18 protein-coding genes are annotated in these 17,661 nt (G+C 63.2%); 11 read left to right on the forward strand and 7 right to left on the reverse strand.

Annotation, left to right across the window (positions count from 1 at the left end):
* Nucleotides 1-131: 131 nt before the first annotated feature.
* The 6 genes from AB7933_RS09160 (at nucleotide 132) to AB7933_RS09185 (ending at nucleotide 6,511) form a co-directional block, all read left to right on the forward strand.
* On the forward strand, nucleotides 132-854 hold the full coding sequence (locus AB7933_RS09160; RefSeq protein WP_024074020.1) for a GntR family transcriptional regulator: 723 nt from the start codon (nucleotides 132-134) through the stop codon (nucleotides 852-854).
* The gene (locus AB7933_RS09165) at nucleotides 851-1,639 is read left to right on the forward strand and encodes an SDR family oxidoreductase (RefSeq protein WP_024074021.1); all 789 of its coding nucleotides are present in this window, start codon (nucleotides 851-853) and stop codon (nucleotides 1,637-1,639) included. The genes AB7933_RS09160 and AB7933_RS09165 overlap by 4 nt, the downstream gene beginning before the upstream one ends.
* A 79-nt stretch (nucleotides 1,640-1,718) precedes the next feature.
* On the forward strand, nucleotides 1,719-2,651 hold the full coding sequence (locus AB7933_RS09170; RefSeq protein WP_024074022.1) for a 3-keto-5-aminohexanoate cleavage protein: 933 nt from the start codon (nucleotides 1,719-1,721) through the stop codon (nucleotides 2,649-2,651).
* Nucleotides 2,652-2,853: 202 nt separating this feature from the next.
* Complete coding sequence (locus tag AB7933_RS09175; protein ID WP_024074023.1) at nucleotides 2,854-3,732, forward strand: SMP-30/gluconolactonase/LRE family protein; 879 nt, start codon at nucleotides 2,854-2,856, stop codon at nucleotides 3,730-3,732.
* Nucleotides 3,733-3,806: 74 nt separating this feature from the next.
* The gene (locus tag AB7933_RS09180; protein ID WP_024074024.1) at nucleotides 3,807-5,129 is read left to right on the forward strand and encodes an MFS transporter; all 1,323 of its coding nucleotides are present in this window, start codon (nucleotides 3,807-3,809) and stop codon (nucleotides 5,127-5,129) included.
* 56 nt (nucleotides 5,130-5,185) lie between these two features.
* Nucleotides 5,186-6,511: an MFS transporter gene (locus AB7933_RS09185; RefSeq protein WP_024074025.1), complete on the forward strand. Its 1,326-nt coding sequence runs from the start codon at nucleotides 5,186-5,188 to the stop codon at nucleotides 6,509-6,511.
* Here AB7933_RS09185 and AB7933_RS09190 read toward each other — a convergent pair.
* Entirely contained in the window at nucleotides 6,466-6,711 is a 246-nt protein-coding gene (locus AB7933_RS09190; protein WP_069075450.1) for a hypothetical protein, read from the reverse strand. The two genes, AB7933_RS09185 and AB7933_RS09190, sit on opposite strands and share 46 nt — an antisense overlap.
* A gap of 59 nt (nucleotides 6,712-6,770) precedes the next feature.
* Between AB7933_RS09190 and AB7933_RS09195 the strand changes: the two genes are divergently transcribed.
* On the forward strand, nucleotides 6,771-7,694 hold the full coding sequence (locus tag AB7933_RS09195) for a LysR substrate-binding domain-containing protein (RefSeq protein ID WP_024074026.1): 924 nt from the start codon (nucleotides 6,771-6,773) through the stop codon (nucleotides 7,692-7,694).
* Between the two features lie 55 nt (nucleotides 7,695-7,749).
* Nucleotides 7,750-8,112 carry a 5-carboxymethyl-2-hydroxymuconate Delta-isomerase gene (locus AB7933_RS09200; protein WP_024074027.1) on the forward strand — a complete coding sequence of 121 codons (363 nt, stop codon included), beginning with the start codon at nucleotides 7,750-7,752 and terminating at the stop codon, nucleotides 8,110-8,112.
* 15 nt (nucleotides 8,113-8,127) lie between these two features.
* Here the strand turns inward: AB7933_RS09200 and AB7933_RS09205 are convergent, their stop codons facing one another.
* The 4 genes from AB7933_RS09205 to AB7933_RS09220 form a co-directional block, all read right to left on the reverse strand.
* Complete coding sequence (locus AB7933_RS09205) at nucleotides 8,128-9,063, reverse strand: LysR family transcriptional regulator (RefSeq protein ID WP_041161118.1); 936 nt, start codon at nucleotides 9,061-9,063, stop codon at nucleotides 8,128-8,130.
* A 137-nt stretch (nucleotides 9,064-9,200) separates the two neighbouring features.
* The gene (locus AB7933_RS09210; RefSeq protein WP_024074029.1) at nucleotides 9,201-10,388 is read right to left on the reverse strand and encodes a cyanate transporter; all 1,188 of its coding nucleotides are present in this window, start codon (nucleotides 10,386-10,388) and stop codon (nucleotides 9,201-9,203) included.
* Between the two features lie 336 nt (nucleotides 10,389-10,724).
* Entirely contained in the window at nucleotides 10,725-12,167 is a 1,443-nt protein-coding gene (locus AB7933_RS09215; protein ID WP_024074030.1) for an aldehyde dehydrogenase family protein, read from the reverse strand.
* Nucleotides 12,164-13,789 carry a 5-guanidino-2-oxopentanoate decarboxylase gene (locus AB7933_RS09220; RefSeq protein WP_024074031.1) on the reverse strand — a complete coding sequence of 542 codons (1,626 nt, stop codon included), beginning with the start codon at nucleotides 13,787-13,789 and terminating at the stop codon, nucleotides 12,164-12,166. The genes AB7933_RS09215 and AB7933_RS09220 overlap by 4 nt, the downstream gene beginning before the upstream one ends.
* A 111-nt stretch (nucleotides 13,790-13,900) precedes the next feature.
* Here AB7933_RS09220 and AB7933_RS09225 point away from each other — a divergent pair, with 111 nt between their 5' ends.
* The gene (locus AB7933_RS09225; protein WP_024074032.1) at nucleotides 13,901-14,779 is read left to right on the forward strand and encodes a LysR substrate-binding domain-containing protein; all 879 of its coding nucleotides are present in this window, start codon (nucleotides 13,901-13,903) and stop codon (nucleotides 14,777-14,779) included.
* A gap of 53 nt (nucleotides 14,780-14,832) precedes the next feature.
* On the opposite strand, the gene AB7933_RS09230 is transcribed toward AB7933_RS09225, so the two are convergent.
* Complete coding sequence (locus AB7933_RS09230) at nucleotides 14,833-15,447, reverse strand: NAD(P)-dependent oxidoreductase (RefSeq protein ID WP_024074033.1); 615 nt, start codon at nucleotides 15,445-15,447, stop codon at nucleotides 14,833-14,835.
* A gap of 34 nt (nucleotides 15,448-15,481) precedes the next feature.
* On the reverse strand, nucleotides 15,482-16,348 hold the full coding sequence (locus AB7933_RS09235) for an MBL fold metallo-hydrolase (RefSeq protein ID WP_024074034.1): 867 nt from the start codon (nucleotides 16,346-16,348) through the stop codon (nucleotides 15,482-15,484).
* Nucleotides 16,349-16,452: 104 nt separating this feature from the next.
* Here AB7933_RS09235 and AB7933_RS09240 point away from each other — a divergent pair, with 104 nt between their 5' ends.
* Together AB7933_RS09240 and AB7933_RS09245 are read left to right on the forward strand one after the other, a co-directional pair.
* Complete coding sequence (locus AB7933_RS09240; protein ID WP_024074035.1) at nucleotides 16,453-17,358, forward strand: LysR family transcriptional regulator; 906 nt, start codon at nucleotides 16,453-16,455, stop codon at nucleotides 17,356-17,358.
* A 100-nt stretch (nucleotides 17,359-17,458) separates the two neighbouring features.
* Complete coding sequence (locus AB7933_RS09245) at nucleotides 17,459-17,635, forward strand: hypothetical protein (RefSeq protein ID WP_168232272.1); 177 nt, start codon at nucleotides 17,459-17,461, stop codon at nucleotides 17,633-17,635.
* The last annotated feature ends 26 nt before the right edge of the window (nucleotides 17,636-17,661 follow it).

The raw sequence follows: 17,661 nt of genomic DNA on the forward strand, positions 1-17,661 counted from the left end.
CAGAGGGTATTCATGATCAACAGGGGCCAACTCTGTGACAAGTGTGCTGTCGTGGGTTTGGGAAATTATTTGACATATTTGATTTGTGATCACATATTGTCGCCATAAGAACGACAACACAGGTTTGCCTCATGACAGATGGTCCGCTTCTCCTGCCCACCCTGCGCCAGGTGTCCCGCGATACCTTGCAAGACCAGGTCTATCGCCAGATCCGCGAAGCCTTGATGAGTGGCCGTTTCCAGCCTGGCCAGAAACTCACCATCCGTGGCCTGGCCGAAGCGCTTGGCTCCAGCCCCATGCCAGTGCGCGAAGCGCTGCAACGCCTCAGTGCCGAAAACGCCTTTGAAGTCACGGAAACCTCCCGTCTGCGCGTACGCATGATGACGGTCGAACGCCTGCGCGAAATTCGCGATGCGCGGGTCGCCCTCGAAGGGCTGCTGGCGGAAAAGGCCGTGTTGCTCCTGCAAAAGGTTGACCTCGACGAAATCACCGACCTGTGCGAGCAGATGCAGCACGCCGCCGATGAAGTCGACGTGTCGCGCTACCTGTGGACCAACTTCGCGTTCCACCGGCGCATCTACGCTGTGGCCCAGGCCGAATTGACCATGGCCGCCGTGGAAAACTTCTGGCTGCACATGGGCCCCTGCTTTGCCCTGGTCGCCCCCGATAAAGCTCACCTGCAACGCTCGATGGAGGCGCATACGCGCATCGTTGAGGCCCTGGCTGCCCGCGATGGCGCCGGTGCCCGCGCGGCGGTGACCGATGACATCATGCAGGCCGCCGACTCCCTGGCGCGCCTGCTCGTCAAGAACGACCGTTCGCGGTCGTCTGCTTCAGGAGGTAAACGGGCATGAGTGTCCTACAACGGTTGCAGCCCTATCCTGGGTTACGTGTGTTGATTTCCGGCGGGGCTGCCGGCATCGGTGAAGTCGTGGCGGCGGCGTACCTCGAAGCCGGCGCCCAGGTGCATGTGTGTGATGTCAGCGAACCGGCCCTGGCGGCCTTTCGCGATAAATACCCAGGCACCGTCGCCACGCGTGCCGACGTCAGCGAGGCCGCGCAGATCGAAGCCGTGTTCACGGTGCAGCGCGAGCAATTCGGCGGCCTGGATGTGCTGATCAACAATGCCGGGATCGCCGGGCCCACCGGCGGGATCGATGCGATCAGCGACGCCGAATGGCAAGCCACCATCAACATCAACCTGACTGCGCAATATCGGTTTGCCCACCACGCGGTGCCGATGCTCAAGGAATCCTCCCACGGCCACCTGTTGCATATCGCCTCGGTGGCGGGGCGCCTGGGCTACGCGTGGCGCACGCCGTATGCGGCGACCAAATGGGCGATTGTCGGCCTGATGAAATCCCTGGCCTCGGAGTTGGGCGAGAGTGATATCCGCGTCAACGCCTTGCTGCCTGGCATCGTCGAAGGCCCGCGCATGGACAGTGTGATTCGCGCCCGTGCCGAACAGGTCGGCGTGCCGGAAGCCGAGATGCGCCAGGAGTACCTCAACAAGATTTCCCTCAAGCGCATGGTCACCGCCGAAGACGTCGCGGCCATGGCCTTGTTTCTCTGTTCGCCCGCCGCCCGCAACGTGACCGGCCAGGCGATCAGCGTCGACGGTAACGTCGAGTACCTGTAAGCCGCACGCGCTTCGCCAAGGAAGAACCCACCGCTGCACCGGGATTTTTTTTCATAAGAATAAAAGTCGGAGAATCGTCATGCCCAAAAATCGCCCTGTGATCATTACCTGCGCCGTCACCGGCGCCATTCATACGCCGTCGATGTCGCCGCATTTGCCGATCACAGCCCAGGAAATCGCCGCCGCCGCCATCGGTGCCGCCCAAGCGGGTGCGGCCATTGTCCACCTGCATGCCCGCGACCCGCTTGACGGTCGCCCCAGCCAGGACCCGGCGCTGTTCGCTGAATTCCTGCCGCACATCAAGGCCGCCAGCGACGTGGTGATCAACATCACCACGGGTGGCGCGCCCACCATGGGCGTGGAAGAACGCCTGCAACCGGTGATGCAGTTCAAGCCGGAACTGGCCTCGCTGAACATGGGCTCGATGAACTTCGGCCTGTACGAAATGCTCAACCGCTTTACCGAGTTCAAGCACGACTGGGAACGCCCGTACCTCGAAGAAAGTGACGACCGGATCTTTCGCAATACCTTCCGCGACATCGCCCATATCCTCAATTCGTGCGCCGAGAACCGCACCCGTTTCGAGATCGAGTGCTACGACATCGGCCACCTCTACACCGCCGCGCACTTCCTGGAGCGGGGCCTGCTCAAGCCGCCGTTGTTTATCCAGTCGGTGTTCGGCCTGCGGGGCGGCATCGGTGGTCACCCCGAAGACCTGGCGCACATGCGGCGCACCGCCGACCGCCTGTTTGGCGATGACTACGTGTGGTCGATCCTCGGTGCCGGGCGTGGGCAAATTCCGCTGGCGACCATGGGCCTGTCCATGGGCAGTAACGCCCGTGTCGGCCTGGAGGATTCGTTGTGGGACGGCCCAGGCAAGTTGGCGGCGTCGAATGCCGACCAGGTGCGGCGCATTCGCACGGTGATCGAAGCCCTCGGCCATCGCGTCGCCACGCCGGATGAAGCGCGGGAAATCCTCGGGCTCAAGGGGCGTGACCAGGTCAACTTCTAACCCACAACTGAGGTCGCGCCCCGGTGATATTCACCGATCCACTGTAGTAGCGAGCTTGCTCGCGAAAAACGCCAAGACACCGCGTTACACCAGGCAGCACGCGTTATCGTTGACGTTTTTCGCGAGCAAGCTCGCTCCTACAAGGGGTTACCCATCTGGGCGTGGCCTGCATCCCGCACAATAACAATAAGGGGATCACACCATGCGTATCGAAGTGCTTGTGGACGTCAAGACCACCCTGGGCGAAGGCCCGGTGTGGGACGTCGAACAACAACGGCTGTACTGGATCGACAGCGCCGACGGCCGCATCCTGCGCTGCACCGAAGACGGCCGCGAACTGCGGGCCTGGGACGTGGGCCAGAAGATCGGCTCCATGGCCCTGCGCCATACCGGCGAGGCGGCCATCGTTGCCCTGCAAAACGGCGTGCACAGCCTGGACCTGGCCAGTGGCGAACTGGCCCTGATCCAGGACCCGGAATCGCACCTGCCGAACAACCGCCTCAACGACGGCAAGGTCGACCGCCAGGGCCGCTTTGTCTTCGGCTCCATGGACACCCTGGAAGACAGCCCCAGCGCCAAGCTCTATCGCCTCGACCCCGACCTGAGCCTGCACACCCTGGACGAAGGCATCATCGTGTCCAATGGTCCGTGCTGGAGCCCGTCCGGCGAAACCTTCTATTTCTGCGACACCTGGTCCGGCGAGATCTGGGCGTATGACTACGACCTCGCCAGCGGCGCCGTGAGCAACCGACGCACCTTCGCCAAGGTCGATACCGCCGCTGGCGGCGCGGCCGACGGCTGCACCGTGGATGCCGAAGGCTGCCTGTGGCAGGCGCTGGTCTATGCCGGGCAACTGGTGCGCTACACCCCTGATGGGCAGGTCGATCGGGTGATCCCGATGCCGGTGAAAAAGGTCACCAGCCTGACCTTCGGCGGGCCAAACCTGGACACCCTGTTCGTGACCTCCATGGCCAGGCCGCCGCTGCCGCGTTTTCCGGCCGACGGTCAGCAGCGCGGTGCGTTGTTCGCGATCAGCGGGCTGGGCGTGCAAGGAATAGCCGAGCGAAGGTTCGCCAGCTAGCGCGTTTTTTCAACCAGGCACCTTCCTTCCGCAACCTTGTGTCAGTGCGCGCCCTCGCGCGCCAGGAGAGGCCCATGGCAACTTTAAAAAAAGCGTCGCTGCGCAGCATTCACCGGCATTCCTGGGTGTCGCTGCTGGTCTGCTGGATGATCTGGATCCTCAACGCCTACGACCGTGAGATCGTGTTGCGGCTGGGGCCGACCATCTCCAAGCATTTCGATTTGTCGGCTGATCAGTGGGGCACCGTGGCCACGGTGGTCATGCTCGCGCTGGCCTTGCTGGATATCCCCGGTTCGATGTGGAGCGACCGCTACGGCGGGGGGTGGAAACGTGCGCGGTTCCAGGTGCCGTTGGTGCTCGGCTACACGGCGATTTCGTTTCTGTCGGGCTTCAAAGCCTTGAGCGGCAACCTCGCGACGTTTATCGCCCTGCGTGTCGGCGTCAACCTTGGCGCCGGCTGGGGCGAGCCGGTCGGCGTGAGCAACACCGCCGAATGGTGGCCGGTGGAGCGGCGCGGGTTTGCCCTGGGCGCGCACCACACCGGTTACCCGATCGGCGCGATGCTCAGTGGCATCGTCGCCAGCTTTGTCATCACGGTGTTTGGCGAGGACAACTGGCGCTACGTGTTCTTCTTCGCTTTCGTGGTCGCGCTGCCGCTGATGATCTTTTGGGCGCGATATTCCACTGCCGAGCGCATCACCGCGCTGTACGTCGACATCGCCGCCAAAGGCATGACCCCACCGGACAACACCCCGGCCAGCCAGATCAAGGGTGATGCCTGGCGCACCTTTGTCGCCACCTTGCGCAATCGCAACATCGCCCTGACGGCGGGTAACACGATGCTCACGCAGGTGGTGTACATGGGCGTCAACATCGTGCTGCCGGCCTACCTCTACAACATCGCCGGGCTGTCGCTGGCGGAGTCGGCGGGGATGAGCGTGGTGTTCACGCTCACCGGCATTCTCGGGCAACTGGTGTGGCCGTCGCTGTCGGACATCATCGGCCGCCGTACCACCCTGATCATCTGCGGGCTGTGGATGGCGGCGAGTGTCGGCGCGTTTTACTTCGCCAACACCCTGACCCTGATCATCGTCGTGCAACTGCTGTTCGGCCTGGTGGCCAACGCGGTGTGGCCGATCTACTACGCAGTGGCCTGTGACTCGGCCGAGTCGTCGGCAACCTCCACCGCCAACGGCATCATCACCACGGCGATGTTTATCGGCGGTGGCCTGGCGCCGGTGCTGATGGGCAGCCTGATCGCCATGGGCGGCGGCTGGACCACCTTGCATGGCTACACCGTGTGTTTCTTCGTGATGGCCGGCTGCGCCCTGGGCGGTGCTGTGCTGCAACTGTTTTCCCATCGCCCGCGGGCCATGGCCGTGCAACTTCAACCCTAGAACAACATTGATGCGCCCCCCAGCCAGGCTGGCGGGGCGCCAGGAGGAACTGCCCGATGACTACCGCCACCCCGGCCCGCGAACCGCAGGCGCTGAACAAGCTGATGTTCGCCAAGCTGATGCCCTTGCTGATCATCGCCTACATCCTGAGTTTCCTCGACCGCACCAACATCGCCCTGGCCAAGCACCACCTGGACGTCGACCTGGGCATTTCCGCCGCGGCCTACGGGCTGGGGGCGGGGCTGTTTTTCCTCACGTATGCCCTGTCGGAAATCCCCAGCAACCTGATCATGCACAAGGTCGGCGCGCGGTTCTGGATCGCCCGCATCATGGTGACCTGGGGCCTGATCTCGGCGGCCATGGCGTTTGTGCAGGGCGAGACCTCGTTCTACGTGTTGCGCCTGCTGCTGGGCATCGCCGAAGCCGGTTTGTTTCCCGGCGTCATGCTCTATCTGACGTACTGGTTCAACCGTGAACAGCGGGCGCGGGCCACTGGCTATTTCCTGCTCGGCGTGTGCTTTGCCAACATCATCGGCGGCCCGGTGGGCGCGGCGTTGATGCGCATGGACGGCCTGCTCGGCTGGCACGGCTGGCAGTGGATGTTCCTGCTCGAAGGCTTACCGGCGGTGGCATTTGCCTGGGTGGTATGGCGCAAGTTGCCGGACCGTCCGAGCAAGGCCCCGTGGTTGACGGCGGACGAGGCGCGCGGGATCGAACAGCGTATTGCCCAAGAAACGGAAGAGGGCGCCGGCGAAGGCGGGCACTCGTTGAAAAACTGGCTGACCCCACAAATCCTGCTGGCGATCTTTGTGTATTTTTGCCATCAGATCACCGTCTACACCGTGATCTTTTTCCTGCCGAGCATCATCAGTAAATACGGTGAACTGAGCACCATGAGCGTCGGCCTGCTGACCTCGTTGCCGTGGATCGCGGCGGCACTCGGCGCGGTACTGATCCCGCGGTTTGCCACCACGCCGGGGCGTTGTCGTCGACTGTTGGTCACGGGGTTGCTGACCATGGCGCTGGGCCTGGGCATTGCGTCGGTGTCGGGGCCGGTCTTCAGCCTGTTGGGCTTCTGCCTGTCGGCGGTGATGTTTTTCGTGGTGCAGTCGATCGTGTTTCTCTACCCGGCGTCGCGGCTCAAGGGCGTGGCGCTGGCTGGTGGCCTCGGGTTCGTCAACGCCTGTGGCCTGTTGGGCGGGTTTGTCGGGCCTTCGGTGATGGGGGCGATCGAGATGAGTACCGGCAACGCGATGAACGGTTTGAAGGTGATCGCCGTGGTGCTGGTGGTCGCCGCGCTGGCTGCGCTGCGTTTGCGTCAGGGCCAGGAGGTGTATCAGACGAGCAATGAGGTCGGAAACCCCGAAGCGAGTACCAGGTAAGCCACCACGGCTGCCAGGCATAAACCGACGAACACGCGCAGCAATGTCCTGGCAGTGGGGTGGGCGATGAACTTGATGGCCCACAGCAAAACCCCGCTGACCAGGACGCTTAAGGCGAAAATGAACAGCACGACAGTATTCCTGTGACCCTGGACTGCTGATTTATAGTCCCAAAGCCCCAGGATGAACAGTGCGCGCATAGACGCAGCTCCTCGAGCTTTCTAAACTGCGGCTTGTCGTGGGGAAAGGGCAGGCGCCGATGAATCGCAATGAATTACGCAAGGCCGACATCAACCTGATGGTGGTCTTCGAAGCACTGATGCTCGAGCGCAATGTGACGAGGGTGGCGGAGAAGCTGTTTCTCGGCCAGCCGACCATCAGTTCGGCGCTTAACCGTCTGCGGACCTTGTTCAACGACCCCCTGTTCATTCGTGTCGGCCACCGCATGGAGCCCACGGCCCGCGCCGAGGAGATCATCCAGCATCTGTCACCGGCCCTGGATTCACTGTCTTCGGCCCTGAGCCTGACCCATGATTTCGACCCGTCCATCAGCACCATGACCTTTCGCATCGGCCTGTCCGATGATGTGGAGTTCGGCCTGTTGCCGCCGTTGCTGCGTGCCTTGCGCCAGGAAGCGCCGATGGTGGTGTTCGTGGTGCAGCACGTGGACTACTGGCGTATCCCCGACCTGCTGGCCTCCGGCGATATCACCGTCGGCATCACCCAGACCCGTGGCCTGCCGGCCAACGCCAAGCGCAAGCTGCTGCGCCATATCCGCCCACGCCTGCTGCGTGCCGACGCTTCTGACAGGCCGCTGACCCTCGATGAATATTGCGCGCGGCCCCATGTGCTGGTGTCCCACACCGCCAACGTGTCGGGGTTCGCCGATGAGTGGCTGGCGGAAATCGGCCGCAAGCGCCATGTGGTGCTGTCGGTGCCGCAATACAGCGCGCTGCCTGCACTGCTGGCCGGTACTGACCTGATCGCCAGCCTGCCGGACTACACCGCCGAAGCCATGGCCGTGTCCGGCAACCTGTTCTGTGAGCCGTTCCCGTTCGAGACGCCGACCCTGGACTTGTCCATGGTCTGGCTCAGCCATGTGGACACCGACCCGGCCGAGCGTTGGGTGCGTTCGCGGCTGGAGGCGTTCATGAGTGATCGCGGCCTGGGGAAGAAGGCCTGAGGCTTTTATCCGTGGTATATCTACGAACCTTCCTACGAATGACTCGGAGTCATCCATGCCACACCTGAACCTGGAATACACCGCCAACCTGACCAACCTGGCCGTCGAGAAGACCCTGTTGCGGCTCAACAATGTGCTGATGGCGTCCGGGCAGTTCGGTTCCGAGTTCGATATCAAAAGCCGCGCCGTGAAGGTCGAGAGTTTTCAGGTGGGTACCTCCCTCAGCCCACGCGGTTTCGTCGCGGTGAAGCTGTCGCTGCTCAGCGGGCGGTCGCCGCAGGTCAAGCAGCAATTGTCGCAAAGCCTGCTGACCGCATTGCAGGATCTGGGCGACTGGCCGGCGGATATACAGGTTCAGCTCAGCGTGCAGCTGGTCGACATGGATCGCGATTCCTACAGCAAAGTCGCTATCGGCTAACCCCCCCACAGGGGGTTAGAGTAATCCCTGGTCCGCGCACACCTTCACCACCTGTTCCCTGAACCAGGTATTGGCGCTGTCCTGCCCACTGCTTTCATTCCATTGCATATCCAGGGTGAACCCCGGCAACCCGTTGGGCGCCTCGCAATGGCCGAACACCTCCGGCTGTGCCAGCAGCTTCTGCACGCGGCGCGGCAGGGTGACGATAAAGTCGGTGCCGGTGATCATCTTCAAGGCGGCGCTGTAGCTGTTGGCCCGGGCGATCACCTGGCGCTTGTGGGCCTGGCGCGCCAGCCAGCCGTCGATCATGTTGGTGTCGGAGGTCCACGGCGTGGGGAACACATGGCGTCGTTCGACGAAGGATTGCAGGCTGAACGTGGACTCCCGGGGCGCCGCGCATTTGTCGAAAACGCACACCAGGTCGTCCTCCAGCAGCATCTGGGTCTTGAAGTCCTTGTGGGCGCGATGAAAGTGCGGGCCGAAGCAGATCACCAGGTCGAGGCGGCCTTCGCGCAGGTCATCGGCGGGGATATCGGCTTCCAGCTTCTGCACATTGACGATCACCGGCAGGTCGGCCTGGTCGAAGTTTTTCAACAGGCGCGGCAGGATCAGTTGTTCGAAATATTCCGGGGCACAGACATTGAAGGTCACCGCCTTCTGCGTCGGGTCGAAGGCCTGGCCACCGGCGTGGCACAGGTTGATGCTCTCGAGGATCTTCTGCACATGGCCGTACATGGTGGTGGCCTTGTACGTCGGACGCATGCCCGCCCGCGTGTTGATAAACAGCTCGTCTTCGAAGCTGGTGCGCAGCTTTTTCAAGCTGTAGCTCACGGTGGACTGGCTGACGAACAGCGTTTCTGACACCTCGGTAACGCTGCTCTGGTCGTAGACGGCGATAAACACCATCAAGTCCTGCATATCAAGCTTTCTGAGCAAGTTACTGTTTAGCATCCATTCCATCCGGTAAGCCTTGGCACTGTGGCAGCGCGCGACGAGGGCAAAAGCTTAACGGAACGGACGTACCAATAGAAAGCTCTGTAGGTCGTTTCTATGTTTCGTGTGGGACAAATACTGTTTGCAACACGACCTCAGCGAATATGTTGTGCGTACTGCTTGGGGTTGAAGCGCGTGACGATCAGCAGCATCACCACGATCACTGCCGTCAGCGACCACCAGGCCCATTCGAAGCTGCCCAGTTGATCGCGGATCATCCCGGCGATCAGGGGGGACAGGCCGGCGATCAGGTAGCCAATGCCTTGCACAAACGCGGTGAGGCCGCCGGCGCGGCGGGGGTTGTCGAGGTGGTCCAACGACAGGATCAGGCTCATCGGGAACAGCCCGCCAATGCCTAGGCCCAGCAGGCACGGCCACAGCAGGCTGAGGTGTTGCGGGCTGATGATCAAGCCGCAGAAACCGAGGATGATCAGCACCAGCAACACGGCCACCACCCCGCGTTTGTCCTGGCGGCGGTTGGCGATGGCCGGGGTGACCAGGCCGGACACCACCTCCATGGCGGTCAGGAACCCCAGCAGCAACCCGGCGTGCTGTTCGCTCCAGCCTTGCTCCACGTAGTACGGCGCCAACCACGCCAGCACGCAGGTGTAGGACGCGGTGCCCAGGCCAAAAAAGACCGCCAGCAACCAGGCGCGACCATTGCCGAAAAATGATTCCTGCGGGCCGCCGCTGGCCTGGGGCAACGGCGCCAGGCCCGAGCGCTGCCCACACCAGAACACCACGGCCACCAGCGCGAGCAGCGCCCAGATGGCCAGGCCGATACGCCAGCTGCCGGTGTGTACCTGCACGAACGGCGAGAACGACGCCGCCAGCGCCGCGCCGCCCATGATGGCGGTGACGTACAGGCCCATGAACAGCGAAACGTTGTCACTGAACCGCGACTTGATCAGCGCCGGCATCAACGCCTGGATCATCGCGATACCCACGCCGGCAGCGATGGCGCTGACGATCAGTTCGAGCGCCGAATCCAGGAACAGCCGCGACACCGTCGCCAACCCAATCACCAGCAGCGACAGCACAATGCTGCGATGCTCGCCAAAACGCTTGGCCAGGCCCATGCCGAAAAACATCGCCAGGCCCATGGCCATGACCGGCAACATGGTCAGCAACGCCGCACTGCTGAAGCTCAACGGCACCTCGCCGCGAATCGACGACAACAACGGCCCCACGGCGGCCATCGATGGGCGCAGGTTAAGGGCGACGAGTACCACGCTGATCATCAGCCAAACGGCGGTGGTGGGTTTTGCCTGAACGTTTTCCATGGGCCTGCCTTGTGGGAACAAGGGCGAATCAGGCCACGCATGGGGGAGGGGGGCAAATGAGAAAGTCGCTGGGGCTATCTAAAAATTGCAGTTAACGGACACACCGCCAATCAAAATGTGAGAGGCCCACCACCTGTTTGACATAGCGCTGCAACCCCTGTGGCGAGCGGGCTTGCCCCGCGTTGGGCTGCGCAGCAGCCCCAATACAGCAGAATGCGGTGTATCAGACGTTGCAGGGGCGGCTGGTTTTGGGGCTGCTGCGCAGCCCAACGCGGGGCAAGCCCGCTCGCCACAATAAGCTCGCTTGCCACAGGGGCTGCCGTTTGCTCTGCGCCGTCAGTGAGACCGAATCACATGCTTGATCTCCTGAAACGTCGCCAGCCCCCACGGGCCCAGCTCACGGCCGATACTGCTCTGCTTGTAACCACCCCACGCGGTTTGCGGGAAGATCACCTGCGGGGCGTTGATCCACACCATCCCGGCCTGCAAGGCATTCGCCACGCGCTCGGTGGTCTCGACGCTACGGCTGACCACGCTGGCCACCAGGCCGAACTCGCTGTCGTTGGCCAGGGCAACGGCCTCTTGCTCAGTGGCAAAAGGTCGTACACACAGCACCGGGCCGAAGATTTCTTCGTTCCACAACGCACTGTTCAATGGCACGTCGGTAAACACCGTCGGGCGAATGAAGTAGCCCTTCGCCAGATTCGCCGGGCGTTCACCGCCACACAACAAGCGCGCGCCAGCCTCAACGCCGCGCTGGATATGCCCCAGCACCCGCTGATACTGCGCACGGTTGATCAGCGCGCCCATTTCCACGTCCTCGGCAAACGGGTCGGCCACGCGAATGCTGTCAGCCCGAGCCTGCAAACGTTGCAGGAATTCATCCGCCAGGCTGTCCGCCACCAGCACGCGACTGGTGGCCGAACACATCTGCCCTGCGTTGAAAAAACCACCGCCACAGGCCAGTTCCACCGCCAGGTCGAGGTCGGCATCCGCCAGCACCAGCAATGAGGATTTACCGCCCAACTCCAGGCTCACACCCTTGATGGTTTCGGCGGCGCGTTGCATCACCTGCACGCCCACGGCGTTGCTGCCGGTGAAGGAAATCTTGGCCACGCGACGGTCTGCTGCCAGCGGCGCGCCCACGGCCAAACCGGTGCCGCAGACCAGGTTGAACACACCCGCAGGGAAGCCGGCGGCGGCAATGATGCGCGCCAGTTGCAACTCCGCCAAGGGGGTGACTTCCGACGGCTTGAGCACCACGCAGCAGCCGGCGGCGAGGGCTGGGGCGAGTTTCCAGGCGGTGGTGACCATCGGGAAATTCCACGGCACGATCAGCCCCACCACGCCGCACGGTTCGCGGCGCAGGCGGGCGCTGAAGGCATCGCTGGGCAACGCCACCGGACAGTCCTGCGCGGCATCCATCCCTTCGGCGACAGTGGCGTAGTACTCGAAGGTGGCGATCACGTCGTCCACATCGATCCCCGCTTCAAACAGGGGCTTGCCGTTGTTGCTCGACTGCAACTGCATCAGGGGTTCACGTTGCTCGCTGACACCCTGGGCGACTTTGCGCAACAGCGCGCCGCGCTCGCGCCCGGTGGTTTTTGCCCAGTCGATAAATGCCGCGCTGGCGGCGTCGACCGCCTGGGTCACGGCGCGCGCGTCACCCACGCTGACCTGCGCCAGGCAGGCCTCGGTGGCCGGGTTGATCACCTCCAGCACCTCATGGCCCGCGCGCCACGCGCCATCGATATACACACCGTTCAATACTGCACTCATACCGCCACCTCGTTCATCCACAGCCCTTGGTCGATTTCAATCAGTGTCGGCCCCTCGCGATCAGCCGCGGCGCGCAAGGCCATGCGCAGCGAAGCGGAGCCTTGGATGCGTTCGGCGGCACAGCCCAGCCCCTTGGCCACGGCGACGAAGTCCGGGGTGTAGATGTCTACGCCGACCGGTTCGATGGCACGGTTGAGCATGTATTTCTTGATTTCTTCATAGCCCTGGTTATTCCACAGCAGCACGATAATCGGCGTGCGCGCTTCCACCGCGCTGGCCAGTTCCGGCAGGCTGAATTGCAGCCCGCCGTCGCCGATCAGGCACACCACCGGCTGCCCATCGCCACGCCCGAGCCAGGCGCCGATGGCGGCGGGGAGGGCGTAGCCCAAGGTGCCGTAGCCGGTGGACGAATTGAACCAGCGGCGTGGGTGGTCGGGGTTCAGGGTCAGGTTGCCGCTGTACACCGGTTGGGTGGAGTCACCCACGATCACCGCGCCGGGCAGCGCTTGCAGGACCGTGTTGAGAAACACGCTTTGCGCGCGGGTGGCGGCGTCCCAGGTCGGCGTCAGGTCGGCCCACAGCCGCGTCACGCGTTGAGCGCCCCAGTCGTTGCGGCGAGGCGGCAGGGGTTGGCGGTTGAGTTCGGCCAGCAAGGCGTCGGCGGCGATGTGTGCGTCGGCCACCAGGGCCACCTGGGGCGGGTAGTTGCGCACGGTCTGGTCGGGGTCGATATCGATGCGCAGCAATGCGCCAGGGATCTCGAAGCCGCCGGCGAAGGTGACGTCATAGTCGGTCTCCGCCAGCTCCGTGCCGATGGCCAGCACCACATCGGCTTCGGCAACCAGGGCGCGGGTGGCCACCAGGCTTTGCGTGGAACCGATCAACAACGGGTGCGCGCCGGGCAGCATGCCCTTGGCGTTGATCGTCAGGGCGACCGGTGCGCCGAGGGTTTCGGCCAGGCGGGTCAATGCCGGGGCGGCATCGATGGCGCCACCACCGGCCAGGATCAACGGGCGTTGGGCGGCGGCGAGCAACTGGCTCATCTGCCGGATCGCCGCCGGCGCCGCACCGGCACGCGCGATGCTGATTGGCGCGGTGCCCAGCAGCGCATCGGCGTTTTCCACCAACACATCCAACGGAATTTCGATATGCACCGGGCGCGGCCGAGCGGCCTGGAACAGTGCAAACGCGCGCGCCAGTACCGCGGGCAATTCTGCCGCCGACATCAGGGTATGGGAGAACGCCGCCACGCCGGCCATCATCGCGCCCTGGTTCGGCAGTTCATGCAGTTTGCCGCGCCCGCCGCCCAATTGGCTGCGCGATTGCACGCTGGAAATCACCAGCATCGGGATCGAGTCGGCATAGGCCTGGCCCATGGCCGTGGTGATATTGGTCATGCCGGGGCCGGTGATGATGAAACACACCCCCGGCTTGCCGCGGGTGCGCGCATAACCGTCGGCCATAAAGCCGGCACCTTGCTCATGACGCGGGGTCACGTGGCGGATGCTGGAGCGGGCCAGGCCGCGGTACAGCTCCACGGTATGTACGCCGGGGATACCAAACACCTGTTCCACGCCGTAGCGTTCCAGGAGGTGGACCAATACTTCGCCGCAGGTCGCCATTGATGTCGCTCTTGTCGGGGATTCGAGGCGGTATTGGAACGGTTGGCCCGTAGCGGTAACAATCGATAAAAAGTCATACTAGCCATGTCCCCACGTCATGGCTCAGCCCTTATGAAACGCCTCCCGCCGCTGCCCGCGTTGCATACCTTCTGGGTCACTGCACAGTGCTGCAATTTCACCCGTGCTGCCGAGCAACTGCACATTACCCAGGGCGCGGTGAGCCGACAGGTCGCCGGGCTGGAAAGCCACCTGGGTTATGCGCTGTTCCTGCGCCAGGCACGCGGCCTGAGCCTGACCGACGAAGGTCGCGAATGGTCGCTGCGTGCGCAACAGGTGTTTGGCCTGCTGGGGGATGCGGTGGAGCAGATCGGCAGCCGCCGCGCGACCCTGCAACTCAAGGCGTCCACCTGCGTGATGCGCTGGCTGTTGCCGCGCTTGATGCAATGGCAACGGGAGCGCCCGGATGTGCCGGTGGAACTCACCACCACCGTGGCTTACACCGTGGATTTTCGCCGGGAGCGATTCGATGCGGCGGTGATCTACGCGCCCATCGCCGAGCAATCGGCCGAAGCGCGGCATTTGTTCGATGAGCAACTCACCCCGGTCTGCGCACCGGCGCTGCTCGCCGGTTTGCACACCCCGGCGGATTTACAGCAACAGGTGTTGCTGCACCCCACGAGGGATGAGCGCGATTGGGCGAGGTGGCTCAAGGCGGCGGACACGCGGTTGAGCAATTTGAGCCAGGGGCATCATTTCGAGACGTTGGATTTGGCGATGAATGTTGCCTCGCAGGGCTCCGGGGTTGCGATGGGCGACAGTGCGTTGATGGGCGAGGATCTCAAGGCGGGGCGGTTGGTGATGCCGTTTGAACTGCGGGTGCCGACGGGGAAGGGGTATTACCTGGTGTATCCACCGGGAACGGTGCCGTCGGCCGGGCTCGAAGCGCTGATGGATTGGTTGGTGAGCCAGGCACAATTTCCAGAACACTGAAGGGCAATGTGGGAGGGGGCTTGCCCCCTCCCACATTCCTTGACCGAGTTGTCTCAGTAACCGACGGTAAAGCGCTGGCGCGAGTGCTTCGGTGTTTCCACTTCGTCAATCATCGCGATGGCGTAGTCGGCAAAGCTGATTGAGCTTGTACCCTCACTGCTCACCAGCAAGTCGTCCTGGCCCAGGCGGAATTTACCGGTGCGTTCGGTGCCATCGAACAAGGCCGACGGCGACAGGAACGTCCAATCCAGCTCTTTTTCCTGGCGCAGCACGTCGAGGAACGCCGCACCGGCACTGGCTTCGGCTTTGTATTCGGCAGGGAAGCCCTCGCTGTCGATCACTCGACCGCCACCCGGCAACAGCAGCGAACCCGCACCGCCCACCACCAGCAAGCGTTTTACCCCGGCTTTCTTCACCGGCCCGATCACGGCGCTGGCGGGCAGGGTGGCGAAGTGAGCCGCGCTGATGACCACGTCGCTGCCCGTGATGGCCTGTTGCAAGGCTTCGGCATCCAGTGCATCGACTTGTTTGACCGTGACGCCTGGGCGCACGGCCAGCTTGTCGATGTTGCGCGCCAGGGCGATGACGCTGTGCCCACGACGCAGTGCTTCTTCCAGCAGTTGGCTACCGGCGCGGCCGGTGGCTCCAATGATTGCGATCTTGCTCATGACGTTCTCCAGTACGGTTAAGGTTTGAAACGCTTCACCACTTCATTTCGCCCTTGGCGACCTTGGCGCTCAGGTCCAGCGAGCTTTCGTCGGCGAGGGTCGGGTAACGCTTTTTCATCGCCGCGATCAGCGCGGCGGAATCCTTGGCCTTGGCAGTCTCGGCGTCGAAGGCCTTGATGTAGTCGGCGGTGAAGGCCACCGACTTCAGCGACGGGTTACCCAGGAAGTGCCCCGGAATCACCGTGCGCGGTTTCAGGTCTTCGATGCGTTGCAGGGTGGCCAGCCAATCCTGGTGGGATTGTGCGCTTTGGGTGTCCGCCATCCACAGGTGGATGTTGTCGGCGACGACCACACCGCCGACCACGGCCTTGATCGACGGAATCCAGACAAAGCTGCGATCCGGCTGCGGGCCGTCCAGGCCGATGACCTGCAGTGACTGCCCTTCAAGGCTCAGGCTATGGCCTTTCAACACCTGCGGCACGACGGTTTTGCCTGGCTTGTCGGCGCCCATTTTCGGGCCCCAGAATGCCAGCTTGCCGGCCACGGTGGCGTTGATATGGTCGACCACCGGTTGTGGCGCGACCACCTGGGCGTCGGGGAACGCAGCGGTCAGGGTGTCAAGGCCGAAGTAGTAGTCCGGGTCGCCATGGCTGATATAGATGGTGGTCAGGTGTTTGCCGCTGGCGCGGATTTTCTGCACCAGTTGTTCGGCCTGGCCCTTGCCGAATTGCGCGTCGACGAGAATCGCGTCTTTCGCACCGCTGACCAGCACCGAGCTGACGGGGAAGATCGCCGCCTCGCCGGGGTTGTACACGTCGAGGCTCAGGTCGGCCGCCGCAGCATGGGCGGCGAAGGCCAGGGCGGCGGTGGTCAGGGTCAAGCGCTTGAGGGTCGAGAGCATCGGGCAGTCCAGTCATCGGTAAAGGATGCACAGAGCTTAGTTGCACCAAACCCAACAAAAAATGCGATGCTGGGACATAGTTTGTTTCTAAAATCGGGCAAATCATGGATCGTCTTCAAGCAATGCGCGTGTTTGTCACGGTGGTGGATTTGGGCAGCCAGTCTGCCGCGGCCGACCATCTGGACCTGTCGCGCCCGGTGGTGTCGCGCTACCTGGCCGAACTCGAAGACTGGATCGGCGCGCGCTTGCTGCACCGCACCACACGCAAGCTCAGCCTGACGGCGGCCGGGAGTGAAACCCTGCCGCGCTGCCGACAGCTGTTGGAACTGTGCAGCGACATGCAGGCCGCCGTCAGCGAGCCGGATGACGCGCCCCGGGGCCTGCTGCGCCTGAGTGTGAGCACCTCGTTCGGCCAGGCGCAACTGGCCGAAGCGATCGCCGAGTACGTCCAGCGCTACCCGTTGGTGACCGTCGACCTGCAGATGCTCGACCGCACGGTGAACCTGGTGGACGAGCGCATCGACCTGGCCATTCGCACCAGCAATGACCTGGACCCCAACCTGATCGCTCGGCGCCTGACCATCTGCCGTTCTGTGGTGTGCGCCACGCCGGCGTATCTGCGCGAACATCCGGCCCCGCAGAAAGTCGAGGACCTGGCCCGGCACAACTGCCTGACCCACTCGTACTTCGGCAAAAGCCTGTGGCATTTCGAAGAACACGGCGAACATGTATCGGTGCCGGTGCACGGCACTATCACCGCCAACGAAGCCAGCACGTTGTTACGCGTGACGCTGGCCGGGGCGGGGGTGGCGATGTTGCCCAGCTACCTGGCTGGCGATCATATCCGCCGTGGCGAGCTGGTACGCCTGTTGCCCGAGGCCGAACCGCGACACCTGAACATCTACGCGGTATATGCCTCGCGCAAACACATGCCCTCGGCGTTGCGCAGCCTCCTGGATTTCCTGGTGCAGAGGTTTCCGGAAGAGCCTTCGTGGGACAAGGGGCTCTGACGCAACATCAGCCGGTTGAATGGCGTCCAATAATGGCAACTTGCCCTGGCTGGCCTATGCTTTAAACAGCACCTTCCAATGTTGTTCAGAGGTGAGGGCCATGACCATAAAAACCAGAAAATACCTGATGATTTTTACCCTCAGCGCATTGGCCACGGCGCTGTACGGGACTGCCGCCTACCGCGTCGAGCAAACCCGTATGCAGCCGAGCTTTGCGATCAGTTGCCATCAGGATCAATGCGTTCCGCACACCGGTAGCTTCAGCGCCTTGCGTTGAAAAGCGCAGTCGGTGTGGCTGGCTGT

This window comes from Pseudomonas gorinensis, assembly GCF_042015035.1.
Lineage (GTDB): Bacteria > Pseudomonadota > Gammaproteobacteria > Pseudomonadales > Pseudomonadaceae > Aquipseudomonas > Aquipseudomonas gorinensis.